This window comes from Rhizobium rhizoryzae (assembly GCF_011046895.1).
Taxonomy (GTDB): Bacteria; Pseudomonadota; Alphaproteobacteria; order Rhizobiales; family Rhizobiaceae; genus Neorhizobium; species Neorhizobium rhizoryzae.
In genome coordinates, this window is sequence record NZ_CP049250.1 from 1637003 (window position 1) to 1661218 (window position 24216).

Here is a 24216-nt window from a genome sequence, read left to right on the forward strand (position 1 = left end):
GAGGACCGAACGATGACTGTGAAACTTTCTCTTTCCACGCTTGCCGATGCCGGCAAAACCGCCACTGTTCCGGGCTATGATCCGGGTCATCTCTCCGCGGGCATTCTGCATTTCGGTGTCGGAAACTTCCATCGTGCCCATCAGGCGGTCTATCTGGACGATCTGTTCAATCTTGGCCGGGACCATGACTGGGCCATCCTTGGAGCAGGCGTCCTGCCGTCCGACCAGGCCATGCGCGACAAGCTGGCAGAGCAGGATTTCCTGACTACCGTCGTTGAGCAGGACAATAACAAGACTGGCGCACGGATTACGGCGCCGATGGTCGATATCCTGCCTGTCGGAGATTCTGGCGCCATTGTCGCAGCCCTGGCCGATCCGAAGATCCGGATCGTTTCAATGACCATCACCGAAGGCGGATACTTCATCGATGCCGAGGGCCATTTCAATCCGGCCCATCCAGCCATCGTTGCGGACAGCCAGAACCTCGCTCAGCCGAAGACGGTGTTCGGGCTGATCATCGCCGGTCTGAAGCTGCGGCGGGAGAAGGGCATCGCTCCCTTCACGGTCATGTCTTGCGACAACATTCCGGGCAATGGCCACGTGACGGAAAATACCGTCTGCGGTCTGGCCCGTCTCTCCGATCCGGCCTTTGCCGACTGGATCCATCAGAACGTCGCGTTTCCAAACTCCATGGTGGACCGCATTACGCCTGCGACCGGCAAGCGCGAGATCGACCTTCTGAACCACGAATTCGGCATTGACGACAACTGGCCTGTCTTCTGCGAAGAGTTCAAGCAGTGGGTGATGGAGGATAATTTCCCCGCAGGTCGTCCGGCGCTGGAAAAAGTGGGTGTGCAATTCGTAGTCGACGTTGCCCCCTACGAGCTGATGAAGATCCGCATCCTGAACGGTGGCCATGCGGCGATTGCCTATCCGGCAGCGCTTCTCGACATTCATTTCGTACATGAAGCGATGGAGCATCCGCTGATCCGGGCCTTCCTTGCCAAGCTGGAACGCGAGGAGATCATTCCCATCGTACCGCCGGTGCCCGATACGGATCTCAACGACTATTACCAACTGATCGAGCGGCGTTTTCTCAACCCGAAGATTGGCGACACCATTCCGCGCCTCGCTCAGGATGGATCCAACCGCCAGCCAAAATTCATTCTGCCTTCCACCGTAGACCGTTTGAGGCAGGGGCAGGATATCGTCGGGCTGTCATTGGTTTCAGCCCTCTGGTGCCGATACTTTGCCGGAACGACGGACAGTGGCAAGCCGATCGTCTTCAACGATGCGAGCGCGGAAAAACTTCAAGCGGCAGCGCTTGAGGCGAAAGACAATCCGGATGCCTTCCTGACTTTTGACGAGATCTTCGGGGCGGTGTCCGGTTCCGAGCATTTCCGCAGCCGTTTTGCGCATGCCTTGAAGACGCTGTGGACGAAGGGGACTGCGGAGACACTTAAGCTCTATCTTGATGATCGCCTGGTGAGCTAATCTTGCGCGATGACGAACACGCGCGAACCCTTGTTGATCTTCGACTGTGACGGTGTGCTGGTGGATAGCGAACCGCTTTCCATCCGCGTGCTTCTGGATACGGTGGCTGCGCATGGCGGCCATCTGACCGAGACCGAAGCCTATCAACGATTTCTCGGGCGCAGCATGGCAACGCTGGTTTCTGTGCTGGATACGGATTTCGACATCCGTGCCGATGCCGCATTTCTGGAGCGGATGCGGCGAGACCTCTACGCGCGGTTCGAGAAGGAGTTACAGCCGATTGCTGGCATAGCGGAGGTTATTGCGCAGTTGCCCTGGCGCAAATGCGTTGCGTCCTCAAGCCAGCCCGAACGCATTCGCCTGTCGCTTGATCTGACGGGCTTAAGGGAGCATCTCGAACCGTATATTTTCAGCGCCACGATGGTCAAAAACGGAAAGCCGGCGCCTGATCTTTTTCTTCATGCGGCAAAAGAAATGGGCGTAGATCCGCTGTGCTGCATCGTGGTGGAGGACAGTCCGGCGGGTATTATTGCGGCGCAGCGGGCAGGCATGAAAGTCTTTGCCTTCACCGGCGGATCGCATGCCGATCGGGAGGATTATCGCACCGAGATTTCCGCACTCAAGCCGACCGTCATATTTGACGACATGGCCGATTTGATCCACCTTGTCGAAAAAGAATGTGAGGCTCGAGCCTGAGTTCGACATGCGGACGAGGGTGCTGGCCCAACGGGATGGAAAGCAAAGCCTGATGCGGGAGTATCTGGTCGCGGTCGATATAGGTACGACCAGTGCGCGCGCAGGCATTTTCAGCCGTGACGGCCGCATGCTGGCCAAGGCGCGTCACCCGATCGAAATGCGAAGGGGACCGGCCGATTTTGCCGAACATGATTCCGAAGACATTTGGCGTGCAACCTGCTCTGCCGTGCGTCAGGCATTGTCCGCCTCCGGCGTAAAAGCCTCTCAGATTGCGGGTCTGGGGTTCGACGCAACCTGTTCACTCGTCATACGCGATAGCCAGGGCGCGCAGCTTTCCGTTTCAGAAACGGGCGATGCGCGTTTCGATACAATTGTCTGGCTCGACCATCGTGCCGTGGCTGAAGCCGAAGAAATGAATGCAACAGGCCATCCGGTTCTCGATCATGTCGGCGGCTCTCTCTCGCCGGAAATGCAGATCCCGAAGCTGATGTGGTTCAAGCGGTACATGCCGCAGCAATGGCAGAAGTCTGGCTTCTTCTTCGATCTTGCCGATTTCATGACCTGGCGTGCGACGGGATCTGCCGCGCGCTCGCGCAGCACGCTGACCGCGAAATGGAATTATCTGGCGCACGAGCCAGAGGGATGGAACACCAGTTTTCTGGCCCTGGCCGGGCTGGAGGATTTTCGCGACAAGGGGAACCTTCCAGATCGAAGCGCCGGACCCGGCGAGGCAATCGGCCATCTGAGCGCGCACGCGGCGCAGGAGCTTGGCCTCGATCAGGGTTGCGTTGTCGCCGCCGGACTGATCGACGCCTATGCAGGCGGTCTTGGCCTTCTTGCCGGAGTGCTGGCCGATGACGACGCGCTGGAGCGGAACGCTGCACTCATCGGCGGAACATCAAGCTGTCTCGTCGCCTTTTCAAGGACCGAACGTCACGGTTCGTCGCTCTGGGGACCATTTTTTGAAGCGGCGCTTGACCGTTTCTGGCTGGTGGAAGGGAGCCAGTCCGCGACGGGAGCTCTTCTCGATCACATTGTGCGAATGCACGCCAGTGGCGGCGAACCGGATTCGGCGCGCCATCAGGCCATCATCGATCGCATCATCGTGTTGAGGCAGCGGGAAGGCGATCGGTTCGGAGAAGGCCTGCATGTTCTTCCGGACTTCCACGGAAATCGTTCTCCTCTTGCCAATCCGCGTGCAACTGGCGTGATGAGCGGGCTGACGCTCGATACGAGTTTCGACGGTCTGTGCCGGATCTACTGGCGCACCTGTGTGGCGCTGGTTCTCGGCCTTCGGCATATTCTCGATGCGATGGAAGCGATCGGTTATCGTTTCGACATGCTGCATGCCGGGGGTGGTCACATTCATAACCCACTGCTTGTGGAGCTTTATGCGGATGTGACGGGGCGTTCCATCCGCATTCCCCATGCGCCGGATGCGGTGCTTCTGGGCTCCGCCATGGCGGCATCCGTGGCAGCCGGGATGAACGCAACGATGGCAGATGCCGGCAGAGCCATGGATCAGGGCGGAACGATCCGGCGGTGCGATCCTGCACGCAGAGATGTTTATGAGCGGGACTACCGGCGCTTCATGGCCATGCATCGTCATCGTGCCGAGCTGGAAGGGATTTGAAACAGCAGGCTTCACCGCTTGTTTGAAAAATCTCCGCCTCCTACATGGGTGGTAACAAAAGGAGCCGCCGACCCATGATCCTAGAAGCCGCGCGACTGTCGCTCGTAAACCTTTTTGCGCCGGAAACACGCTCCGTGTTCTGGAAGGTCCTTGGCTTGACGATCCTGGTGCTGATCGGCCTATGGTTTGCCCTGCGCGAGATCTTCGCCCTCTATATCTGGCCCTATTTTGCGCAGCTGATGCCAACCGTGCCGGACTGGGCAGGCTGGCTGACTTTCCTATTCGCCATCGTGGCCGGGATCGGTCTGGCACTCGGGCTTGCTCTTTTAATCGCGCCTATCACAGCGTTGATCGCCGGTCTGTTTCTGGATGATGTGGCAGAGGTTGTCGAGAAGCGGGACTATGCCTCAGATACACCCGGTACGGCCCTACCGCTTGGCCGCGCCATTCTGGAATCCGTGCAATTTCTCGGAGTTGTCATCGTCGGCAATATCATCGCCCTGTTTCTGCTGTTCATTCCAGGCGTCAATCTTGTCGCCTTCTTCCTCGTGAACGGTTACCTGCTGGGGCGTGAATTCTTCGAATTCGCTGCCATGCGCTTTCGCACACCGCCGGAAGCCAAGGCCTTTCGCCAGAAACATAAAGGTACGGTGTTTCTGGCGGGCCTTTTGATCGCAGCATTCCTGGCTATTCCCTTCGTCAATCTGCTGACGCCCCTGTTTGCGGCGGGCCTGATGGTCCACCTTCACAAGGCGATCAGCCGCCGCGATCCGTCATTCACTCTCGTCGGCCAGACTGGAAGCGCCAATCATCTGCGCGGGTAATTCCTCTAGGATAGCTGGAATATCGTTTGTCTTGGCGGGATAGCGGCAGAGATCCGCAATGACGCAAGTTTCGCATTCCGGCTTGCGCGCCTTGCAGGTGTAGCGACCATGCAGGATCAGCCAGTGATGCGCGTGGAAAAGATAATCCTTCGGGATCACCCGCAGCAGGTTTTCCTCCACTGCATCCGGGGTCGTGCCCGGAGCCAGCTTGATGCGGTTGGCGATGCGGAAAACATGGGTATCGACGGCCAATGTTGGAATGCCGAAGGCCATGGACATGACGACGTTGGCCGTCTTTCGACCTACGCCCGGCAGGCGCATCAATTCCTCACGCGTCTTTGGCACTTGACTATCGAATTCATCAATCAGCATTCGACAGAGCGCGATGACGTTTTTTGCCTTGTTACGATAAAGTCCAATCGTCTTGATATGCTCGATGACGCCGTCTTCGCCAAGCGCGAGCATTTTTTCCGGCGTATCGGCAATCTGGAACAGTTTGCGCGTGGCGCGATTGACCCCGACATCGGTTGCCTGCGCGGACAGAGCAACGGCTACCACGAGTGTAAACGGGTTCACATGTTCCAGTTCGCCCTTCGGTTCCGGCCTCTGGATCGAGAACCTGCGGAAGATCTCTTCCAGCTCTGCCTTGTTGTAGGCAGTGCGGGCATGTCTGCGGCTTCTCGCCGCGCCATTTGACTTTTGTCTGGTTTGCATGTGGATTAGGTTTCAAGAGTTGCCATATGGCTTGTATCGCAAGGCAGAGGATGGAAGGCAACGTGCAGGCGACAGAAGAACAACCGGTTTTTGCCGCAGAACTCACTCCGTATCGCTCCCTTGGGCCACGGGGTTTCCGCATCATGCTGGCCATCAGCGGCGCCATTTGCATGCTGCATGCGATCTTCTTCCTTGCGACGGGGGCCTGGCCGATCGGGCTTTTCTTCGGCCTGGATTTCCTTTTGCTATGGGGCGCTTTCCTGCTGAACTATCGGTCAGGGCGCGCGCGCGAAGAGGTGACCGTCTCGCGGACCAGTGTTTCCGTCCGCAAATTTTCGCCTGCCGGGCGCGTGGTCGAGCACAGCTTCAATCCTTTCTGGGCACGGTTTCGGGTGCGGCGCCACCACGAATACGGCATTACCTCCATGCATGTGACGGGAGAGGGACGGCATACGGATATCGGATCCTTCCTGAACCCTGATGACCGGGAAAGCTTTGCCAAGGCATTTCGTGGCGCTCTTGCGACGGTGAAGCAGCGGGTTTGATCTGCCTTGATCTACGCAAGAAACGGGTGGCGTGCAGCGCGCCGGCGTGATGAATTGCGCCGACGAAGAGGAATGTTGCCATGAACGCATTGTCGCCCGTGCCCGAAACGGCCACTGATATTACGCCCTCTGGCGAGGACTATGCCATCGTCAAGCAGGTCATCGAACTGATCACTATTGACTATCGCGAACAGCCATCGCTGGACGCGATCGCAGCGGAACTCGGCCAATCGCCCACGCAATTGCAGAAGGTGTTCACGCGTTGGGCGGGCCTTTCGCCTAAGGCCTTTCTGCAGGCAGTGACGCTGGACCACGCCAAACGGCTGCTGCATCAGGAGGAGCTTCCGCTTCTGGAAACCTCTCTGGAGGTTGGCCTGTCGGGACCTAGCCGACTGCACGATCTTTTCGTGACGCACGAGGCTATGAGCCCGGGAGAGTGGAAGGCGAAAGGCGGTGGACTGACCATGCGCTATGGCTTCCATCCGTCACCCTTCGGGCTGGCGCTAGTGATGGTTACGGATCGGGGGCTTGCGGGGCTGGCCTTTGCGGATGATGAGGGTGGACGCGATGCCTACTTTCACGACATGGCACGACGCTGGCCGAATGCACATTACGTTCAGGATTCTGACGCGACCGCGCCCTATATTTCCCGGGTTTTCGACGCTCGGCGATGGGCCTGCGAAGAGCCGTTGCGCGTGGTTCTCATTGGGTCGGATTTCCAGATCCGGGTCTGGCAAAGCCTGTTGAAAATACCCTTCGGCAAGGCTGTGACCTATTCCGATGTGGCGCGCGATATAGGTCAGCCGACAGCCAGCCGCGCAGTGGGAGCTGCCATCGGGCGCAACCCGATTTCCTTCGTGGTTCCATGCCATCGGGCGCTCGGCAAAAGCGGCGCGCTGACCGGCTATCACTGGGGCCTCACGCGCAAGCGCGCCATTCTCGGCTGGGAAGCGGGGAAGGGGTGAGGGAACTTGATGCAGCGGTTCTCTTGTGAGATCATTCGACGATGAAGAGCAGTATTGAACTTTCTGACGATATCAGCCGCCGCATCGATCTCTTGGCGGAGCGCTCGCGGCTTACCAGAAGTCAAATCATTGAAGACGCTCTCGCCAATGGCCGGTCTCTTGCCTGGCAGGAGCGTTGGATCGCGGGAGTTCAATCTGGCCTTGACGAGGCGGACAGTGGAGAGTTCGCATCCGAGGATGAGATTTCTCGTGTACTGACCAAGTATGATCCGGTTTGAGCGTGAAAATCGTCTGGACGCGGCGTTACCTTCGCGAGCTTGAGGCGATCGGTGATTTTGTGGCTGAGCGCAATCCCCGTGCTGTCGCGCAGCTCGTTCGAGTGATCCACTCGCGGATCGAACAGCTGCTGTCCAACAATCCATTTGCTGGTCGTATCGGAGAGATTCCGGGAACGAGGGAACTCGTCATAAGCGCAACGTCTTATATCGTCGCTTACCGTGTTAACGAGGAAGCGGTCGAAATATTGTTTGTTCAACATGGCGGCAAGGCGTGGCCAGATGAGGTTTAGCCTTTAGCGAGCAATGCCCGCGCGGCACCCTCATCGGTAATCAGCGTATTGCAGCCGATGCGGCGGATGGTGGCGAGAATGGCATGGGCGCGGTGGGCCCCACCCGATGATAGCACGATGTGCTTTGCCTTCTTCAGAGTATCCAGATCGACGGACATGACCCGCTCGTTGATGGGATGATCGATCGTGCGGCCCTCGGCGTCCAGGAAATTGAACATGGTGTCGCAGACGCAGCCCGCCTCAATCAGATCCTGAAGCTCAGTCTTCGAGATGAAGCCCTCTGACAGCGAAGTCGAGTGCGGGCCGATATCGCCGCAGGAAACGATGGCAAGATCGAGGTTTTCGGCGAGATCGTAGATGGTTTTCAGACCGCATTGCTCGATCAGTGCGCGCTTGGTCTGAACCGAATCTACCAGGAGCGGCGCAAGGAACATGTAGCATTCCGCCCCCAACTGGCTGGCAAGGCGCCAGGTGTAGTCGATAGGGTTGGTCTGATGCACAGCAACAATGCCGCCGAGCAGGGAAACCACCTTGCAGTTCTCCCGCCGCGGTGGACGAAATCCGGAAAGCGAGGCGGTCATGGTTCGCCCCCAGCCGACGCCGATTGTCATATCATCGGCCACCACTTCCGTCAGGAAATGGCCAAGGGCTAGACCGACAGCCTTTGCAATGCCGCCCGCATCGGATCGATCCGGCGCCGGTACGACGATGGCTTCGTCCAGCCCGTAGGCCTTTTCGAGCTTGACGGCGAGTTCGACGCAATCATCGATCCCCTCGCTGATCCAGATCTGAACCTCGGACCGCTTCAAGGCTTCGTCCAGCATGCGAATGACGGTGGAGCGGCTGATGCCGAGCTTTTCCGCCACATCCTTTTGCGTCAGGCCCTGATTGTAATAGAGCCATGCGGCGCGCAACCGAAGGGATGCCGCTTCCGAATAGGCCTGATGCGTTTCGCGTCTGAGCTTTGCCACTGCGCCTGCTGTTATCCGTTGATATGTTCCACCGGAACTATCCGTTGAGATGAAACAAATGTCAAATCCATTCAGCAAATGTCTTGACTTCAGCGTGTGAGCGCGCACATAGTAGACTCATGGGAGAGCAGACTCTCCGACCGCAAATGAAAGCGTTAGGAACATCGGATGGCATCCAAACTTGAACAACTCCGCGCCATGACCACGGTGGTCGCCGATACGGGCGATATCGAGGCGGTTGCGCGTCTGAAGCCGGTGGATTGCACCACCAATCCCACGATCGTACTCAAGGCGCTGGGCACCCCGGCTTTCGCCGACAAGGTCAAGGAAGCGATTACCTGGGGCAAGAGCCAGAACGGATCGTCCGATGCTGTGGTGGCTGCCGTTGCCGATCGTCTGGCCATCTCCGTTGGTGCAGCCCTGGCTGAACTGGTGCCCGGTCGCGTTTCCACGGAAGTGGATGCAGACCTCTCCTTCGACACAGAGGCCTCGATTGCAAAGGCGCATGGCATCATTGCCGCCTACAAGGAGCGCGGCATCGAGCGGGATCGTATCCTGATCAAGCTCGCCTCCACCTGGGAAGGCATCAAGGCGGCCGAAGTTCTGCAGACGGAAGGCATCGACTGCAACCTGACACTTCTGTTCTCCAAGGCTCAGGCCATCGCCTGCGCCGATGCCAAGGTGTTCCTCATTTCGCCGTTCGTCGGTCGTATTCTCGACTGGTACAAGAAATCGACAGGTCAGGACTACACGGCAGAGACCGATCCGGGTGTCGTTTCCGTGCGCCAGATCTACAATTACTACAAGGCCAATGACATCAAGACGATCGTCATGGGTGCGTCCTTCCGCAATGCTGGCGAAATCGAGGCGCTGGCGGGTTGCGACCGCCTGACGATCAGCCCTGCGCTGCTGGACGAGTTGGACAAGGCTGAAGGCACGCTGGAACGGAAGCTTTCGCCGGACAATATCACCGAAGATGCATTCCAGCCGATCGACGAGAAGAAGTTCCGCTGGATGCTGAACGAGGACGCGATGGCAACGGAAAAGCTGTCGGAAGGCATCCGTCTGTTCGCCAAGGACCTCGTAGCCCTGCGCGAGATGGTGAAGAAAGAACTGGCTGCCGCCTGATGCCCTCACGTTGAGACGAATAAAGCGGCCTGTTTCGAACGGGCCGTTTTTTTATGCATCGGAGAGCGTTCGTGCCTGAAAACTGTTGCGCAGGAAGGCCAGGATGAACACCACCGTCATCAACAGAACGATGGTGGGGGCTGGCGCACTATCGATGAAGAAGCTCGCATAGATGCCAACGAATGAGCAGCCGAATGCGACGACAACGGATGTCAGAAGCATGGCGTGGAAGCGACGGGCCAGCAGATAGGCGATTGCACCCGGTGCTACCAGAAAGGCGACCGCGAGAATGATGCCAACCGCTGTCAGTGCGCCCACAACTGTCAGAGACAGGACCGTTAGCAAGCCATAATGCAGCACTGTGACTGGAAGGCCGATCGCCTTGGCATGCTGGGCATCGAAGGCGTGCAGCAGCAGGTCTTTACGCAAGATCGCCAGAAAGAGTGTTGCGGCCAGAGCAATCAATCCAGACTGCAGCAGGTCGGCAGGCCCGATACCCAGCATGTCGCCAAACAGGATGTGATCGAGATGCACGTCGCTTTTCACGGCAACAAACATCACGAGGCCGAGACCGAACATGCCGGAAAATACGATGCCGAGCACGGTATCTTCCTTGATGCGGCTATTTTCCTTAATGAAACCGGTGCCGATGGCACAGACGAGCCCGGCAACGAAGGCGCCGAGTGCTAATGGCAAAGAGAGCATGTAGGCCAGCACCACACCCGGAAGCACGGCGTGAGAGACCGCATCCCCCATCAGTGACCAGCCCTTCAACACAAGAAAGCAGGAGAGCATGGCCATGGGAATGCAGATCATCAGCGTGACTAGGAAGGCGTTCTGCATGAAGGGAAGCTGGAAGGGCAGGATGACCCATTCAAGAAGCTCGCTCATGCCGTCTCCTGCAGTGTCAATCTGCGACGTCTACGGGCTGCCAACACGCCATGTTTGGGCGCAAACACGAAGGCTGTGAGGAAGATCAGCGTTTGCAGCACGACGATGATGCCTCCCGTGGCACCGTTGAGGAAATAGCTCGCATAGGCGCCTACGAAGCTTGTGACGGCGCCGATCCCAGCGGCCATGGCGATGAGTTTCTCGAAGCGGTCGGTCAGCAGATAGGCGGTGGCCCCCGGTGTCACCACCATGGCAACGACGAGAAAGGCGCCCACTGTTTGAAGCGCCGCAACTGTTGATGCGGCCAGCAGAGTGAAGAACAGAACCTTCAGCAGATCCGGTCTCAAGCCGATGGTGCGGGCATGGTTCTCATCGAAGAAGGCCACCATCAGATCCTTCCACTTCAGGCTCAGAATCAAGAGGCTGATGCCGCCGATCAGCAGCAATTGCAGCTTGTCTTCCGGGGTGATGGCCAGAATATTGCCGAGCACGATGGTCTGGATGTTCACCGAGGTGGGCGACAGCGACACCATGAACAGGCCAAGCCCGAAGAAGGATGTGAAGATCAGGCCGATGATCGCATCTTCCTTCAGGCGCGTGCGCTGGTTGAGAAACAGCATGGCCCCCGCCGCCAGTCCGCCGGACAGAAAGGCGCCGAGCGCGAAGGGCAGGCCCAGCATATAGGCACCCGCAACACCCGGTACGATGGCATGGGACAGGGCATCGCCGATCAGCGACCAGCCTTTGAGCATGAGGTAGGCGGAGAGAAAGCCGCACACCCCGCCGACCAGCGCACTGACCCAGATGGCATCCAGCATGTAGCCGTAGGAGAAGGGCTCAAGAAGCGTCTGGAGCATCGGCCGCCTCCTGCTTTGCCTTATGATCCGGGCTGGCCTGCGGTTTGGCGACAAGCTTGCCGCCCTGCTTGCCATAGGTCACGTAGGGCCGCTCATCGTCGGTAATGACGCGGACATGCCGCGCGTCGTCGTCGTCATGCAGGTCTGCGCCGCCAAGAATGAAATGCCGCAAGACCCCACCAAATGCCTTTTCCAGATTGGTTTCGTTGAAGGTCTCCTCGGTCCGTCCATAGGCGATGACAGTGCCTTTCACGAAGACCGTGCGGTCGCAAAAATCCGGAACGCTGCCGAGGTTATGAGTAGAGACCAGCATGATGCGGCCTTCATCGCGCAGGGACTTCAGGAGCGATATGATCTGCTCTTCGGTGGTGACATCCACGCCCGTAAAGGGCTCATCCAGCAGAATGACCTGACCTTCCTGAGCCAGTGCGCGGGCAAGGAAAACGCGTTTGCGCTGACCGCCGGACAGTTCGCCGATCTGGCGTTTGCGAAAGGCCTCCATGTTGACCCGCCGCAGCGCCTGCGTCACCATCTCCTTGTCGCGGCGAGAGGGAATCCGCAGAAAATTCATGTGGCCGTAGCGTCCCATCATCACCACGTCTTCCACAAGAACCGGGAAGTTCCAATCCACCTCTTCTGCCTGCGGAACATAGGCAACAAGGTTCTGCTTCAGTGCCTGCCTGGCGGGCATGCCCAGCATGTCCACATGGCCTTCCGCCAGACCGATAAAGCCCATGATCGCCTTGAAAAGAGTGGATTTTCCGGCACCGTTCACGCCGACCAGCGCTGTGATGGTGCCCTTCGGAATGTTAAAGCTTGCATCGCGCAGCGCCACATGGCCGTTCTTGTAGGCGACCGTTACATGGCTGACAGAGAGCCCCGAACTGAAGCGCTTCGATTTGCCCATCATCATGGCGCAAGCCCTTTCACGATGGTGCTGGTGGTGACCTTCAAGAGATCGAGATAGGTCGGAACAGGGCCGTTCGCCTCACTCAGCGAATCGACGTAGAGGACGCCGCCATAACGGGCACCCGTTTCGCGGGCGACCTGCTTTGCGGGATCGGGTGACACCGTACTTTCCGAGAAGACGACGCCGATCTTGTTGGACCTGACCGCATCGATGACCGCCTTGACCTGCTGCGGCGTGCCCTGGCTGTCGGCATTGACCGGCCAGAGGTAAAGTTCCTTCATGCCGAAATCGCGGGCCAGATAGGAGAATGCGCCTTCGCTTGTGACCAGCCAGCGATTGGTTTCCGGCAGCTTCGACAAGGCATCGCGCATGGGTTGGACAGCAGCGCGGATCTTGTCGCTATAGGTCTTGGCGTTCCTGTTGTAGGTCTCGGTATTCGCAGGGTCGATGCCAACCAGCGCCTTGCGAATATTCTCCACATAGATCAGCGCATTTTCCGGCGACATCCAGGCATGCGGGTTTGGCTTGCCCTGATAGGCTCCGCCAGCAATCGCCATGGGAGTGACCCCGTCCGATACGGTGACGCTTGGTACCTTGCCGAGATTGACCAGAAATTTTTCGAACCATTGTTCCAGATTGAGGCCGTTGCGCAGGACCAGGTTTGCATCTCTTGCGCGCAAAATGTCGCGGGGGGTCGGTTGATAATTATGGATCTCCGCGCCGGGTTTGGTGATGCTTTCGACGTCGGCTGCATCCCCTGCAACGTTGCGGGCCATATCCGCGATGATGGTGAAGGTCGTCACCACTTTCGGCTTTTCGGCAGCATGGCTGCTGGTCCCAAGCATCGAGAAAACAAGGCAAAGCGGCACGGCAAGGCGGAACAGAGACACGGCATCGGATCCTTATTGCAAATGGTTCGCATTACAATGTAGCGGCAGAAGTTGAGCTGTCAATGCTATTGCAAATCACTTGCATTAGATGCGTCAGTTCGCGTGTTCTGTCTCGAATTGATGCATCGTCAGGCTGTGGATTGCGGTGCCGTATTAAAGCTTCTTCAAGAGTAATGATGGAGGATGCCTCGTCTCGAGATTTGTATTGCGTCGATTGGAGTTAAGCATGCCGGAGTGCCGGGCGTGAAAGGCGTAAAAATACGACTGTCACGCACTCTCGTCATGATTCTGGGAGGAGGACTGCTTCTTATCGGTGGAAGCGGAGCAGCGGCCCTGTATGTGGGTGCCGACAAGCTGCTTGGTCCCTCCTGGGAAGAGGTGAACGGCCTCAAATGCACGACGCTTCAGGAAATCAAGCTCAAGCAGGAAGGACATTCCTGGGTCCGCCGGTTTGTCTTTGCCGAAGGCGGGGATGGTCCGCAGCGGTTGAAGACCGCGGTCCGGGTTGCAAAAGCGGTCCAGAAGTCGGAAAAGGCCGATCTGGTTCAGGTGACCGTTCTTGACAAGAACGGACCGACGCAACGGGCAGCCATGCGCGGCCGGGCGATCGGTGCCCAGGTCATTTACATTCCCGACACGACCAAAGCGCCCGATCCGAGTGATCCGGTTCTTTCCGGCTTTTATGTCGAAGGCGCAGCCAACCACGGCGAATATTTCGGCCTGAAGATCTCTCCGCCGCTGGAGGATCTTGAGGTGATGGCTGCTGCTCTCAAGGATTTCGAAGACTGCGTCTCGCCGATCGTTCCCGAGGCTGCCGATCCGCATGGTGCAAAGCCCGCCAAGGGCGCGAAGGGTGCGAAGGGCGCAGACCACGGTGCAAAATCGGGTCACGGGGAAGCTTCCGGACACGACAAGCCTGCGGCTGACAAGGGCCATGGTGAGAAGGCCCCGGACGGGCATGCTCCTGCGGCTGAAGGTGCGGCTCATGAAGAAGCACCCAAGAGCGAAGGTCTCGTAAGCTCTCTGACCAACATGATTTTTGGCAACAAATCGCAGGCGGCGGAAGCTGCGGCCCAGCACGGGGCTGAGCCTGCAAATGCCAGCCAGGCAGAACACAAGACCGAGGTGGCGGGTGATCACGCGACGCCGAGCCCCGAACATACGGCTGTGGCAGAACAGCCCGGTTTCCTGGACCGTATCAAGGGCATGATCTTCGGTAACGATAAACCGACCGTGACCGAAAAGCCTGTCTCGCGTGCGCCAACTGCATCCGCGGATGGCAAGCCGGAGCCTCATGAAGCAGCGGGCAAGGCGAGCGGCAAAGGCGATGGCATCGACCCGATGAAGGTGGCAGCTCCCACGGATGCGCCGAAGGCTGCGCCGGCACCCAAGCCCTCGCACTGAACAGTATCAGAATGCGAAAGGCCCACCTTGCGGCGGGCCTTGCTCAATGGCATTTCGAACGGCGTGATCAGTCGGCCTTGTTGCGGCGGGCCGGGAAGAGGATCACGTCGCGGATCGACGGCGCATTCGTCAACAGCATGATCAGGCGGTCGACACCGATGCCGAGACCGCCAGCGGGCGGCATGCCCTGATCGATGGCATCGAGGAACTCGTCGTCCAGCTGCTTGTCCTTTTCGCCGCGGGCATGCGCCTGTTCCAGCTGCTCTTCCATACGGCGACGCTGTTCTTCCGGGTCGTTGAGTTCGGAGAAGGCATTGCCCACTTCCCAGGCGTTGCAATAGGTCTCAAACCGCTCGACCAGACGTGGCTCGCCTGGAACTTCCTTGGCGAACGGCGAAATGTCCTTCGGGAAATGTGTGACGTGAGATGGCTGGATCAGCGTGCCTTCCACCTTTTCCTCGAAGATGAAGGCCAGGCACTCGCCCCAGGTCCAGTCCTTCTCGACTTCAAAACCGGCGGCCTTGGCGGCGGCGCGTGCTTCTTCATCCGTCTTGATGGAGAGGAAGTCGATACCGGTTGCTTCCTTCACCGCATCCGGCATTGGAACGCGCTTGAACGGTCCCTTGAAGGACAGGGTTTTGTCACCAAAGACCACATCGGTCGTGCCGTGGACGGAGGTTGCCAGATGCTCGAACAGGCGCTCGACCAGCGCCATCATGTCTTCGTAGTCCGCGTAGGCCCAGTAGCATTCCATCATGGTGAATTCTGGATTATGCCGGGTGGAAACGCCTTCGTTGCGGAAGTTGCGGTTGATCTCGAACACCTTGTCCGAGAGGCCGGAAACCAGCGTACGCTTCAGGAACAGTTCCGGCGCAATGCGCAGATACATGTCCATCTTCAGCGTGTTATGGAAGGTCTTGAACGGATCAGCTGTCGCGCCGCCGTAAACCGTCTGCAGCATCGGGGTTTCGACTTCGAGGAAGCCTTCGCCTTCGAGGAAGTGACGGAAGCCGGAAACGATCTTCGAGCGTTGCTGGAAACGCAGCTTGCTTTCCTCGTTCGACATGATGTCGAGGTGACGCTTGCGGTAGCGAATTTCGACGTCGGCAATACCGTTCCACTTTTCGGGCATCGGCAGCAGCGACTTCGTCAGCATGGTGATCTCATGCGCGTTGATCGTCAGCTCGCCGCGCTTGGTACGACGCACCACGCCCGTCACGCCAATGATATCGCCGATATCGATCATCGACAGCATGTCGCGGGCGGCTTCAGGCGTCGTGTCCTTGTGGCTGAAGATCTGGACCTTGCCCGACGCATCGCGGATATCCATGAACATGCCGGAGTTGCGCGAGGAATAAACGCGGCCTGCGACGGTGACGATATCCTGCGTCTCCACGTCAGGCTCAAGGCTTTCGTATTTCGCTGCGAGTTCCGCATTCGTCATGGTGCGGTGGAAATGCGCGGGATAGACATCGCCAATCTTGTCGCGCAGCAGCGCCAGTTTCTGGCGGCGCACTTCGGTCGCGTCGGAGGAGAGGGCGGTTTCGGTCTTCTGTTCGGTCATCGGGTTTGCCTCTTGGGGCCATCTTCGTTTCGAATGCCGCCAGTGATGACGGCTCCGTCTATTACTTCTCTGCACCCACCATGGAGGCGACGACAGTTGCGGCGATCTTCAGGCGCTGGCGCACCACGGAGCGGCCAAGCAGCGCCATCGAGTCAAACAGTGGCAGCGAACGCTGGCTGCCCGACATCGCGATGAAGAGCGGCGGGGTGACCACACGCAGCTTCTTGCCCAGCTTGTCGGCCACGGCCCGCAGTTCCTGATCGATGGATTCCGTCGTCCACTCCGGCATCTTTTCGAAATCGGCCTGAACGGTGTTGATGATTTCCAGCGTCTCGGCAGGCGAAGTCTTCAGGCCGCCGAAGGAGGCAGGTGTCAGGCCTACATCCGATGACAGCAGGAAGCCACCGAGGTTCGGCAGTTCGCCGAGCTTCGAAATGCGGCTCTGGGCGAGCTTCAGACCTTCGGTCAGACGACTATTTTCCGAAGCCCATTCGATGGTGCGGGCAATGAACTCTTCAGGGGTCAGCTTTTCGCGCAGCCAGCGGCCGTTCAGCCAGTCGAGCTTCTGGATGTCGAAAATCGCGCCCGCCTTTGACAGGTTGTCCGGGTCGAACTTGTCCGCCAGTTCTTCCATCGACAGAAGCTCTTCGCCTTCCGCGATCTGGATGAAGAACAGGCCAAGGAAGTTCATCAGCGCTTCCGGAAGATAGCCGAGTGCCGAATAATAGGAGATCGACGTCGGGTTCTTGCGCTTGGAGAGCTTGGACTTGTCGGCATTGCGCATCAGGGACAGATGCATGAACTTCGGCTCGTCCCAGCCAAAATAGCGATACAGAAGGATGTGCTTCGGCACAGATGCCAGCCATTCCTCGCCGCGCGCCACATGCGTGATCTTCATCAGATGGTCGTCGATGACGTTGGCCATATGGTAGGTCGGCATACCATCGGCCTTGATGAGAACCTGCATGTCCACCGAAGACCACGGAATCGACACATCGCCATAGACGCCGTCGTTGAATTCGCAGGCGCCTTCTGTCGGGATCTTCATGCGGATGACCGAGGCTTCGCCCGCGTCCATCTTGGCCGTCACTTCTTCGGCGGAGTAGCGCAGGCACAGACCGTCATAGCCCGGAGGCTTGCCGTTGGCGCGCTGCTCTTCGCGCATCTTCTCCAGGCGCTCCGGCGTGCAGAAACAGCGGAAGGCATGGCCCTTGTCCAGCAGTTCCTGCGCGAAGGGCTGGTACATGTCCTTGCGGTCGGACTGGCGGTAGGGACCATAGGGGCCGCCGACATCCGGGCCTTCTTTCCACTCCAGACCGCACCAGCGCAGTGCATCCAGCACCTTCTGCTCGAATTCGCGGGTGGAGCGGGTAGCATCGGTATCCTCGATGCGCAGAATGAATTCGCCGCCATGCTTTTTGGCGAAGAGGTAGTTGAACAGCGCGATATAGGCCGTGCCGACATGCGGCTCGCCGGTTGGGGAAGGTGCGATGCGGACGCGGACGCCGGAAGTGCTCATTTGTGCCTGCTCAAAAAAGGAAATGGCGCGTCGGAAGGACGCAAGCCTCACTAATCGGATTGGCTGGCCTTAGCGCATATTCCGCCGCAAGCGTCAAGATTTTTGGCAGATCCGACCCTTATTGAACAGGCCAGAACCATAAAAGCGCAGGCACGCTGACCAGAACGATCAGGATCGATAGCGGGAGCCCAAGCCTTGGATAGTCCGAGAAGCGATAGCCGCCAGGCCCCATGACAAGCGTGTTGCATTGATGCCCGACGGGCGTCAGGAAGTCGGAGCCCGCGCCAATGGCGACCGCCATCAAGAAGGCTTCCGGTCTGAAACCCAAGGTCGTCGCAAAGCTCACGGCAATCGGTCCCATGACGAGCACGGTTGCCGCATTGTTGAGGAACGGGGTAACCGCCATGGCGGTGATCATGATGAGGGCGATGGCGCCATAGGGCGGCAGGCTGTGCGCCACCTGTCCTAGCCAGCCTGCAATAAGCTCGCTTCCTCCCGTCGTTCGAAGCGAGTCCGACACCGGGATCAAAGCTCCCAGCATCACCAGAATTGGGCCATCGACCGATTTGTAGAGATCGTTCAGCGGAACTGCCTTGAAAACCGCCATGCCAAGCGCCGCTGCAAAAAATGCAACGGCAACTGGCGCATATCCCAGCGCTGTGGAAATCATTGCCAGTGCGAGTATAATAATCGGAAACAAAGCTCTGCGTTGAGTGCCGAGCATGACTTCCTGCTGTGCCAGCGGCAGAAGTGCCAGATCCTGCAATACTCCGGGCAGGGTGCTACGGGCACCTTGCATGACGATCACGTCACCTTCTCTGAGCACAAGGTCACTCAATCGCTCCCGTAGCCGCTCCCCACGACGACTGACCGCAAGCAGGTTTATTCCCCGAGTGTAGGAGAGAGCCAGATTGCGGGCTGAGACACCTGCAAGAGGCGACTGGTGCGAAATGACCGCTTCTATGGAAATGAGATCCTGCTCCACCTTGCCGGGGCCATTAAGGGCCTTGCCGGACAGGCGCAACTTTGCGCTGGACACAACGCGTTCCAGGGCCGCCGAGCGACCCTCCAGGAGCACGGAGTCATCCTCACGCAGAATGATATCCGGAAAGGGGGACATGCGGGAATGGCCGCGCAAAACAGCCGTTGCAACCACCTCTCCATCGCCCAGCTTCAGGAGTTCGGCCAGCGGTTTGCCCATCATGGTTGATTGACCGGTAATGGTTGCCTCCGAAGCGTAATTGGAAATCTCGACCGCTTCTTCGATGCTGTTCGACTGCTTCTGCCGTTCCGGAACCAGCCAGTAGAAGAACATCAGGAAGGTCACGCCGACGAGCGTCAGAATGCCTCCAACTGGGGTGAAGTCGAACATCGTGAAGGGTGTTCCGGTCATCTCGCCCCGCAACCGCGAGACGACAATGTTCGGGGAAGTGCCAATCTGCGTCATCAGGCCGCCGAGGAGGGCAGAGAACGCCATGGGCATGAGATAGCGCGATGGAGAAACGCCCGCTCGCCGTGCGAACTGAAATGCCACGGGCATCATGATGGCGAGTGCGCCGATGTTCTTGATGAATGCAGAAAGAACCGCCACGACAATCATCAGCAGGGCCATCTGCGTTCGAACCGAATTCAGGTTTGGAAAAAACTTCTTGATTGCAACGTCGACGATGCCGGAGCGTGCCACGCCCGCACTGACCACAAGGGCGCTACCGACGATGATGACGATATCATCCGAAAAGCCGGAAAAGGCATGGTCGGGCTTTACGACGCCCAGCGCGACGGCCACGACCAGTGCGCAGCAGGCCACGACGTCGTAGCGAAAACGGTCCCAGATGAAGACCGCCATCATGCCGCCAATCACTGAGAACGAAAGGATCTGTTCAGTTGTCATGCCGCTCCGGATGGGGATAGGCGGCGGAATGCCGCCGGAGGTGAAGTTTGACGCGTCATCTCAATACAATGACCTGCTCAAAGTTCCAACCGTCCGACGGTCCGTATGCTGCGAGCCTAGCGCTTCAGCTTTCTCTGACGTGCATTGCGAGCAACCATGTTGAGAACTTCCACAAGGGCCGAGAAGGCCATGGCCGCGTAGATGTAGCCCTTGGGCACGTGGAAGCCCATGCCTTCGGCAATCAGCGTCGTGCCGATCATCAGGAGGAACGCCAGCGCCAGCATGACGATGGTGGGGTTCTTCTCGATGAAGTTGGCGAGCGGGTTGGCCGCGACCAGCATGACCGTTACGGCTGCCAGAACAGCGATCACCATGATCGGCAGATGCGGGGTCATGCCAACGGCGGTGATGATGCTGTCTACGGAGAAGACCAGGTCGAGCAGGAGGATCTGACCGATGGCTGCACTGAAACTCATGGCAGCGGCGCCGCCGACCATATCTGCCTTGTGATCGATCGGGTCGACATTGTGGTGAATTTCCTTCGTTGCTTTCCAGACCAGGAACAGACCACCGGCGATGAGGATGAGATCCTTCCAGGAGAAGCCATGACCGAAGAGTTCGAACACCGGATTTGTCAGCTGTACGATCCAGGCAACGGTGCCGAGCAGACCGAGACGCATGACAAGGGCCAGGCCGATGCCGATCTTGCGCGCCTTTTCCCGGTTTTCCGGTGGCAGCTTGTTGGTCAGGATCGAGATGAAAATGAGGTTGTCGATACCAAGTACAACCTCCATGACCACGAGCGTGACCAGGGCGACCCATGCAGCCGGGTCCTGTACGAGCATCATTATGTCTTGCATGAACTGATTTCCCTTGCGCCGTAATGGAGAGCCGGCTGACGAAGTGTAGGAGAGCGATCGGCTTAATCAAGCCGGAAGCACTGTTTACGCAAGGGGTATGAAGCTTATTCCAATCTCTATTGAGATTTTTTTCCGTAGGCCGCCATGAAAACACGCACGGCGGCAGACACTACGGCATCGATTTCCTGCTGATCCGGCGCTTCGCTCATGTCTCCGAAAAGGCGAAGCTTGAAGAAAGTGCCTGTCGAAAGGTCGATGAACTGGCGCGCCGCCATCGTCACATCGTCTACGGCGAGCTTATCTTCCGCCACTTGTCGGCTAATGAAATCTTCCAGAACAGTGCGTACGTTCAGGCTGTCCGCGTTGAAGAAACGCTTCGAAAGCTTCGGCATGCGGGGAACGACACCGATCATCGTGCGCATGGCGGAAATCGTATCCTCGCGCATGATCCGTGCAGCGAAGGCCGTCGCAAAGCGCTGAAGACCTTCGGCCGCATCGGTCTGGCCGTCCAGAACGTCTTGCATGGAGCGAGCGATGTTGCCGCGCTCTCTTTCCATCAGGGCGCGAAACAGATCGTCTTTCCCATCGAAGTAGACGTAGATCGTTCCTTTGGAAACACCTGCCTCGCGTGTAATGTCATTCATGCTGGCGGCGTCAAAGCCAACAGTCATGAAGACGCGCTTTGCGCCATCGAGAATCTGTTCTCGCTTGGCCGGATCTTCTCCGGCTGCAAATCGCCCGGACTGAACCGGCGTTTCACAGGCCACGTAGGGTTTGTCAGACATACACGATCCAAATTCTTAACCTTTTCGAACCGATCGGTTCGATTGCCCTTGATATGTCGGTTGGAACGTTTTATGTCAAGTTACATTAAACCGATCGGTTCGATCCGATCGTTCATCCAGCTACGGTGATAGCAATGACCTCGCCTTCCAATAACGGTCCTCTCCGCGTCGTGTCCCCCAACGGCTCCGAAGACCTTGAAACCAAGGACAAGACGGAACAGCGTTCCGAGCCCAAGCCGGGTGCGCCTGCTGCTGAAAAGCCCACGACAGATGCAGGGCAGGCGGCGACGAAGTCGGGCGAGGCCAAGAAGAAAAAACGCAGTCCTGTGTTGCCGATCCTCGTTCTTGCCCTTTTGGGCGCTGGCGGATGGTATGGCTATAACTGGTGGACGGACGGACGGTTCCTGATTTCGACCGATGATGCCTATGTGGAAGGCGATATTGCCGTGATCTCGCCGAAGGTCTCCGGTTATGTCCAGAAGGTCAACGTCATCGAAAACCAGACGGTGAAGGCTGGCGATCCCCTCGTCACTCTCGACCAGGGTGATTATCTGCTGGCGCTGGAAAAGGCGCAGGCCAATGTTGAAAGCGCTCGCCTCGCGGTCAGCCGCATCGACGCGCAGATCGCAGGCGGCGAGGCAAGTGTGCTGCAGGCGCAGGCGCAATTGGGTGCGCTTCAGGCGACGGTCCGTGGCGCCGAAATCACGCAGAAGCGCGCTGCGGAACTGGCATCGAAAAATGTCGGCACGACGGCTGAGCTCGACAATGCACAGATCGCGCTTGAACAGGCACAGGCCAACCTAAAGGCAGGGCAGGCGGCTGTCACCTCTGCGCAGGCCAATGTCGAACTTCTGAAGGCGCAGCGCAACGAAGCCACCAATACGGTGAAGCTTCAGCAACTGGCGGTCGATCAGGCGAAGCGCGATCTGGATTTCACGGTCCTGAAAGCCCCCTATGATGGCACGATCGGCAATCTGGCGGTTCAGACCGGTGATTTCGTAACGGCGGGCAAGCGCCTTGCATCGCTGGTGCCGATGTCTGATCTCTACATCAGCGCCAACTTCAAGGAAACGCAGATCGGCCACATCGTGCCAGGCTCGAAGGTCCGCGTCCATGTCGATGCCTTCGATGACCAGCCGATCGAAGGGACGGTCGTTTCGCTGTCGCCTGCATCGGGTTCCGTCTTCTCTCTGCTGCCGCCCGAGAACGCGACCGGAAACTTCACCAAGGTCGTGCAGCGTGTTCCGGTCCGCATCGCGGTTCCGAAGGACGTTCTGGACAGCGGACGTCTGCGGGCGGGCCTCAGCGTCATTGCCGATGTGGATGTCCGCACCGCCCCCGGCGCCGCACCGCAGGCAAGTCGCTAGGCTATCGCTTCCGATGCCCACGATCCACTCGCGGGCATCGCACCCAGCTAATGTTTGATGCAGTCTCCAGCCCGGCAGGGGCCAGGACTGCGTGAAGGAGCTCCCATGGCCGCCATGACCGCGACTGCCGGCGCCATGCCCGCCGATCCTCCCATGGACCGCAGAAAGCTGATCGCTTTCTTTGCGATGGTTGTCGGCATGTTCATGTCCATTCTCGACATCCAGATCGTTTCCGCCTCACTCTCAGAGATCCAGGCGGGTCTTTCCGCCGGCTCAGATGAGATCGCCTGGGTCCAGACATCCTATCTGATCGCGGAAGTCATCATGATTCCGCTGTCCGGCACGCTGGCGCGTATCCTGTCGACACGGGTTCTGTTTACGGTCTGCGCTGGAGGCTTCACGCTCGCATCCGCGCTCTGCGCAACGGCGACGAATATCGAGCAGATGATCATCTACCGCGCCCTGCAGGGCTTCATCGGCGGCGGCATGATTCCTTCTGTCTTCGCCGCAGCCTTCACCATCTTCCCGCCGTCCAAGCGCTCGGTGGTGTCGCCGATCATCGGCCTGATTGCGACGCTTGCGCCCACCATCGGACCGACGGTTGGCGGCTATCTCAGCAACGCATTTTCCTGGCACTGGCTGTTCCTGGTCAACATCGTGCCTGGCATCTTTGTCACGCTGCTTGCCTGGAGCTTCATCGATTTCGACAAGCCGCAGCATTCACTGATGAAGCGGTTTGACTGGTGGGGGCTGGCCTCCATGGCGCTATTCCTCGGCTGCCTCGAATATGTGCTGGAAGAGGGCAACAACAAGGATTGGTTCTCGGACGAGCATATCGTGATCGGTGCCGTCGTCATGACGGTGGGCGCTGTCGTCTTTTTCTGGCGTGCCTTTACCGTGGAGTTTCCGGTGGTGGATCTGAAGGCGTTTGCCAACAGGAACTTCGCCTTCGGCTCGCTCTTCTCCTTCATCATGGGTGTGGGACTTTACGGCCTTACCTACATCTACCCGCTCTATCTGGCGCGCATTCGCGGTTATGATGCACTGATGATCGGGGAGACCATGTTCGTGTCCGGCCTCGCCATGTTCCTGACAGCGCCGATCGCGGGCAGGCTGTCGGTCAAGATGGATCCGCGGGTGATGATGGGCATCGGCTTCTTCGGCTTTGCCTGCGGCACCTATCTCATGACAGGCCTGACGGCGGACTGGGATTTCTACGAGCTCCTCCTGCCGCAGGTCCTGCGCGGCTGCTCGCTGATGCTCTGCATGGTGCCGATCAACAACGTGGCGCTTGGAACGCTGCCGCCGCAACGCATCCAGAACGCCTCCGGGCTCTACAACCTCACCCGCAACCTGGGCGGGGCCGTCGGGCTCGCCATCATCAACACCATGCTGACCCAGCGCTCGGACGCCCACTATGCCCGTCTGTCCGAACATGTGAACTTCGGCAATCCGGCGGCGCTGGAGTGGATGAACAATGTGGCTGGCAACTTCAATTCCTATGGCATGGACGGCACCACCGCCGCGCTCAAGAAGCTTTCCGGCATGGTCAGCCAGCAGGCAACAATCATGTCCTTCATCGACGTCTTCATGGGGCTGACCATTCTGTTCGGCAGCCTGATCCTGCTCGTATCGATGATCTCCCGTCCCAAGGCCGCACCGCCTCCAGATGCGGCCCACTGACCCTCCGGACCCCTGCCGGATCGTCAGCACCGGGGCTGCCGTCGTCCCTAACGGCAG

At 58.6% G+C, this 24216-nt stretch carries 23 protein-coding genes; 12 read left to right on the plus strand and 11 right to left on the minus strand.

What is annotated here, in order from left to right; all coding sequences use genetic code 11:
• Positions 1 to 12: 12 nt before the first annotated feature.
• From G6N80_RS13885 to G6N80_RS13900, 4 genes are all read left to right on the plus strand, one after another.
• Positions 13 to 1494 carry a mannitol dehydrogenase family protein gene (locus tag G6N80_RS13885; RefSeq protein WP_165134581.1) on the plus strand — a complete coding sequence of 494 codons (1482 nt, stop codon included), beginning with the start codon at positions 13 to 15 and terminating at the stop codon, positions 1492 to 1494.
• Positions 1495 to 1503: 9 nt separating this feature from the next.
• Positions 1504 to 2190 (plus strand): HAD family hydrolase, encoded by a 687-nt coding sequence (locus G6N80_RS13890; protein WP_062555812.1) that lies wholly within the window; start codon positions 1504 to 1506, stop codon positions 2188 to 2190.
• 52 nt (positions 2191 to 2242) lie between these two features.
• The gene (locus G6N80_RS13895) at positions 2243 to 3823 is read left to right on the plus strand and encodes an FGGY-family carbohydrate kinase (protein ID WP_165137076.1); all 1581 of its coding nucleotides are present in this window, start codon (positions 2243 to 2245) and stop codon (positions 3821 to 3823) included.
• A 74-nt stretch (positions 3824 to 3897) separates the two neighbouring features.
• Complete coding sequence (locus tag G6N80_RS13900; RefSeq protein ID WP_165134584.1) at positions 3898 to 4647, plus strand: sulfate transporter family protein; 750 nt, start codon at positions 3898 to 3900, stop codon at positions 4645 to 4647.
• Here G6N80_RS13900 and nth read toward each other — a convergent pair.
• A complete protein-coding gene (gene nth / locus G6N80_RS13905; protein WP_062555809.1) occupies positions 4597 to 5361 on the minus strand; it encodes an endonuclease III in 765 nt (254 codons plus the stop codon). The two genes, G6N80_RS13900 and nth, sit on opposite strands and share 51 nt — an antisense overlap.
• A gap of 50 nt (positions 5362 to 5411) precedes the next feature.
• Here nth and G6N80_RS13910 point away from each other — a divergent pair, with 50 nt between their 5' ends.
• From G6N80_RS13910 to G6N80_RS13925, 4 genes are all read left to right on the plus strand, one after another.
• A complete protein-coding gene (locus tag G6N80_RS13910; RefSeq protein ID WP_165134587.1) occupies positions 5412 to 5906 on the plus strand; it encodes a DUF2244 domain-containing protein in 495 nt (164 codons plus the stop codon).
• Between the two features lie 80 nt (positions 5907 to 5986).
• Positions 5987 to 6871: a methylated-DNA--[protein]-cysteine S-methyltransferase gene (locus G6N80_RS13915; protein WP_165134590.1), complete on the plus strand. Its 885-nt coding sequence runs from the start codon at positions 5987 to 5989 to the stop codon at positions 6869 to 6871.
• A gap of 41 nt (positions 6872 to 6912) precedes the next feature.
• Positions 6913 to 7149 (plus strand): CopG family ribbon-helix-helix protein, encoded by a 237-nt coding sequence (locus G6N80_RS13920; protein WP_062555806.1) that lies wholly within the window; start codon positions 6913 to 6915, stop codon positions 7147 to 7149.
• A 2-nt stretch (positions 7150 to 7151) separates the two neighbouring features.
• Positions 7152 to 7439 carry a type II toxin-antitoxin system RelE/ParE family toxin gene (locus G6N80_RS13925; RefSeq protein ID WP_165137079.1) on the plus strand — a complete coding sequence of 96 codons (288 nt, stop codon included), beginning with the start codon at positions 7152 to 7154 and terminating at the stop codon, positions 7437 to 7439.
• Here G6N80_RS13925 and G6N80_RS13930 read toward each other — a convergent pair.
• Positions 7436 to 8410, minus strand: a complete 975-nt coding sequence (locus G6N80_RS13930) for a sugar-binding transcriptional regulator (RefSeq protein WP_062555805.1) — start codon at positions 8408 to 8410, stop codon at positions 7436 to 7438. The genes G6N80_RS13925 and G6N80_RS13930 overlap by 4 nt on opposite strands.
• A gap of 168 nt (positions 8411 to 8578) precedes the next feature.
• Between G6N80_RS13930 and tal the strand changes: the two genes are divergently transcribed.
• Positions 8579 to 9538, plus strand: a complete 960-nt coding sequence (gene tal / locus G6N80_RS13935; RefSeq protein WP_062555804.1) for a transaldolase — start codon at positions 8579 to 8581, stop codon at positions 9536 to 9538.
• Positions 9539 to 9589: 51 nt separating this feature from the next.
• On the opposite strand, the gene G6N80_RS13940 is transcribed toward tal, so the two are convergent.
• From G6N80_RS13940 to G6N80_RS13955, 4 genes are read right to left on the minus strand one after another with little or no spacing between them, the layout of a single operon-like run.
• A complete protein-coding gene (locus tag G6N80_RS13940; protein ID WP_062555803.1) occupies positions 9590 to 10429 on the minus strand; it encodes a metal ABC transporter permease in 840 nt (279 codons plus the stop codon).
• Complete coding sequence (locus tag G6N80_RS13945; RefSeq protein WP_062555802.1) at positions 10426 to 11286, minus strand: metal ABC transporter permease; 861 nt, start codon at positions 11284 to 11286, stop codon at positions 10426 to 10428. Before G6N80_RS13945 ends, G6N80_RS13940 begins: the two co-directional genes overlap by 4 nt.
• Positions 11267 to 12199 carry a manganese/iron ABC transporter ATP-binding protein gene (locus tag G6N80_RS13950; protein WP_165134593.1) on the minus strand — a complete coding sequence of 311 codons (933 nt, stop codon included), beginning with the start codon at positions 12197 to 12199 and terminating at the stop codon, positions 11267 to 11269. The genes G6N80_RS13945 and G6N80_RS13950 overlap by 20 nt, the downstream gene beginning before the upstream one ends.
• Positions 12196 to 13041, minus strand: a complete 846-nt coding sequence (locus G6N80_RS13955; RefSeq protein ID WP_165137081.1) for a metal ABC transporter substrate-binding protein — start codon at positions 13039 to 13041, stop codon at positions 12196 to 12198. Before G6N80_RS13955 ends, G6N80_RS13950 begins: the two co-directional genes overlap by 4 nt.
• A 288-nt stretch (positions 13042 to 13329) precedes the next feature.
• On the opposite strand from G6N80_RS13955, the gene G6N80_RS13960 reads away from it, so the two are divergent.
• Positions 13330 to 14490, plus strand: a complete 1161-nt coding sequence (locus tag G6N80_RS13960; RefSeq protein ID WP_183898029.1) for a hypothetical protein — start codon at positions 13330 to 13332, stop codon at positions 14488 to 14490.
• Positions 14491 to 14557: 67 nt separating this feature from the next.
• Here G6N80_RS13960 and lysS read toward each other — a convergent pair whose 3' ends face one another.
• The 5 genes from lysS to G6N80_RS13985 form a co-directional block, all read right to left on the minus strand.
• A complete protein-coding gene (gene lysS / locus G6N80_RS13965; protein WP_165134596.1) occupies positions 14558 to 16054 on the minus strand; it encodes a lysine--tRNA ligase in 1497 nt (498 codons plus the stop codon).
• Between the two features lie 61 nt (positions 16055 to 16115).
• On the minus strand, positions 16116 to 17573 hold the full coding sequence (gene gltX / locus G6N80_RS13970; protein WP_062555799.1) for a glutamate--tRNA ligase: 1458 nt from the start codon (positions 17571 to 17573) through the stop codon (positions 16116 to 16118).
• Positions 17574 to 17691: 118 nt separating this feature from the next.
• Complete coding sequence (locus tag G6N80_RS13975; protein ID WP_062555798.1) at positions 17692 to 19464, minus strand: SLC13 family permease; 1773 nt, start codon at positions 19462 to 19464, stop codon at positions 17692 to 17694.
• Positions 19465 to 19580: 116 nt separating this feature from the next.
• Complete coding sequence (locus G6N80_RS13980; RefSeq protein ID WP_062555797.1) at positions 19581 to 20324, minus strand: TerC family protein; 744 nt, start codon at positions 20322 to 20324, stop codon at positions 19581 to 19583.
• A 116-nt stretch (positions 20325 to 20440) separates the two neighbouring features.
• Entirely contained in the window at positions 20441 to 21109 is a 669-nt protein-coding gene (locus tag G6N80_RS13985; protein ID WP_062555796.1) for a TetR/AcrR family transcriptional regulator, read from the minus strand.
• Between the two features lie 134 nt (positions 21110 to 21243).
• Here G6N80_RS13985 and G6N80_RS13990 point away from each other — a divergent pair, with 134 nt between their 5' ends.
• Positions 21244 to 22476, plus strand: a complete 1233-nt coding sequence (locus G6N80_RS13990) for an HlyD family secretion protein (protein WP_062555795.1) — start codon at positions 21244 to 21246, stop codon at positions 22474 to 22476.
• Positions 22477 to 22581: 105 nt separating this feature from the next.
• Positions 22582 to 24159 carry a DHA2 family efflux MFS transporter permease subunit gene (locus G6N80_RS13995; protein WP_062555794.1) on the plus strand — a complete coding sequence of 526 codons (1578 nt, stop codon included), beginning with the start codon at positions 22582 to 22584 and terminating at the stop codon, positions 24157 to 24159.
• Positions 24160 to 24216: the final 57 nt, after the last annotated feature.

Bases quoted from the DNA above. Each gene is read 5' to 3' on its own strand.
- nth (WP_062555809.1), bottom strand. From the start codon at position 5,361: ATGCAAACCAGACAAAAGTCAAATGGCGCGGCGAGAAGCCGCAGACAT.
- G6N80_RS13945 (WP_062555802.1), bottom strand. From the start codon at position 11,286: ATGCTCCAGACGCTTCTTGAGCCCTTCTCCTACGGCTACATGCTGGAT.
- G6N80_RS13985 (WP_062555796.1), bottom strand. From the start codon at position 21,109: ATGTCTGACAAACCCTACGTGGCCTGTGAAACGCCGGTTCAGTCCGGG.
- gltX (WP_062555799.1), bottom strand. From the start codon at position 17,573: ATGAGCACTTCCGGCGTCCGCGTCCGCATCGCACCTTCCCCAACCGGC.
- tal (WP_062555804.1), top strand. From the start codon at position 8,579: ATGGCATCCAAACTTGAACAACTCCGCGCCATGACCACGGTGGTCGCC.
- G6N80_RS13910 (WP_165134587.1), top strand. From the start codon at position 5,412: ATGGAAGGCAACGTGCAGGCGACAGAAGAACAACCGGTTTTTGCCGCA.
- G6N80_RS13990 (WP_062555795.1), top strand. From the start codon at position 21,244: ATGACCTCGCCTTCCAATAACGGTCCTCTCCGCGTCGTGTCCCCCAAC.
- G6N80_RS13950 (WP_165134593.1), bottom strand. From the start codon at position 12,199: ATGATGATGGGCAAATCGAAGCGCTTCAGTTCGGGGCTCTCTGTCAGC.
- G6N80_RS13980 (WP_062555797.1), bottom strand. From the start codon at position 20,324: ATGCAAGACATAATGATGCTCGTACAGGACCCGGCTGCATGGGTCGCC.
- G6N80_RS13955 (WP_165137081.1), bottom strand. From the start codon at position 13,041: ATGCTTGGGACCAGCAGCCATGCTGCCGAAAAGCCGAAAGTGGTGACG.
- G6N80_RS13890 (WP_062555812.1), top strand. From the start codon at position 1,504: ATGACGAACACGCGCGAACCCTTGTTGATCTTCGACTGTGACGGTGTG.
- G6N80_RS13920 (WP_062555806.1), top strand. From the start codon at position 6,913: ATGAAGAGCAGTATTGAACTTTCTGACGATATCAGCCGCCGCATCGAT.
- G6N80_RS13885 (WP_165134581.1), top strand. From the start codon at position 13: ATGACTGTGAAACTTTCTCTTTCCACGCTTGCCGATGCCGGCAAAACC.
- G6N80_RS13995 (WP_062555794.1), top strand. From the start codon at position 22,582: ATGGCCGCCATGACCGCGACTGCCGGCGCCATGCCCGCCGATCCTCCC.
- G6N80_RS13900 (WP_165134584.1), top strand. From the start codon at position 3,898: ATGATCCTAGAAGCCGCGCGACTGTCGCTCGTAAACCTTTTTGCGCCG.
- lysS (WP_165134596.1), bottom strand. From the start codon at position 16,054: ATGACCGAACAGAAGACCGAAACCGCCCTCTCCTCCGACGCGACCGAA.
- G6N80_RS13895 (WP_165137076.1), top strand. From the start codon at position 2,243: ATGCGGGAGTATCTGGTCGCGGTCGATATAGGTACGACCAGTGCGCGC.
- G6N80_RS13915 (WP_165134590.1), top strand. From the start codon at position 5,987: ATGAACGCATTGTCGCCCGTGCCCGAAACGGCCACTGATATTACGCCC.
- G6N80_RS13940 (WP_062555803.1), bottom strand. From the start codon at position 10,429: ATGAGCGAGCTTCTTGAATGGGTCATCCTGCCCTTCCAGCTTCCCTTC.
- G6N80_RS13975 (WP_062555798.1), bottom strand. From the start codon at position 19,464: ATGACAACTGAACAGATCCTTTCGTTCTCAGTGATTGGCGGCATGATG.